The sequence below is a fragment of the Geminicoccus flavidas genome, from assembly GCF_009806515.1.
Taxonomy (GTDB): Bacteria; Pseudomonadota; Alphaproteobacteria; order Geminicoccales; family Geminicoccaceae; genus Geminicoccus; species Geminicoccus flavidus.
This window is the reverse complement of sequence record NZ_WUJP01000656.1, coordinates 1-515: the sequence shown is the minus strand read 5'-3', so window position 1 is coordinate 515 and position 515 is coordinate 1. Positions and strand designations below refer to the sequence as shown.

The 515-nt window shown below is 69.9% G+C and carries 1 protein-coding gene and 1 pseudogene; both read left to right on the top strand.

Annotated elements, in window-relative coordinates:
• The first annotated feature begins 6 nt into the window (after window positions 1–6).
• Window positions 7–171, top strand: coding sequence for a PIN domain-containing protein (locus EQG76_RS33160; protein WP_331463796.1), 165 nt, complete (start codon window positions 7–9; stop codon window positions 169–171).
• A 15-nt stretch (window positions 172–186) separates the two neighbouring features.
• Window positions 187–515 (top strand): annotated as a pseudogene (locus EQG76_RS18620) (phosphoribosylamine--glycine ligase N-terminal domain-containing protein); the annotation flags it as partial.

The window sequence follows — 515 nt, the reverse complement described above, 5'->3', positions numbered from 1 at the left end:
CTGCCGGTGCGCGCCGTGCACGCGGTCGAGGCCGGCCGGCTGCCCCTGTTCCACCGTGACCCGTTCGATCGCCTGCTAGTCGCCCAGGCGCGAATCGAGGACTGCATCCTCGTCACGACGGACGCGCAGCTTGCAGCGTTCGACGTGACGGTCCATCACGTCCCGCGCTGAGCGGAGATAGTTCCTGTGAAAACCCTCGTCATCGGCAGCGGCGGCCGCGAGCATGCCTTGTGCTGGTCGCTGACGGCCTCGCCCATGGTCACCGAGGTCCTGTGCGCGCCGGGCAATGCCGGCATCGAGGCCGTGGCGCGTTGTGTTCCGGTCGCGGTCGACGACATTGACGGCCTGGTCCGGCTGGCGGAGGACGAGGGGGTCGGCCTCGTAGTGGTCGGGCCCGAGCTGCCGCTGACCCTGGGCTTGGTCGACCGGCTGGCCGACAAGGGCATCCGCGCGTTTGGGCCGAGCGCCGCCGCCGCCCGGCTGGAAAGCTCCAAAGCCTTCACGAAGGAGTTCTG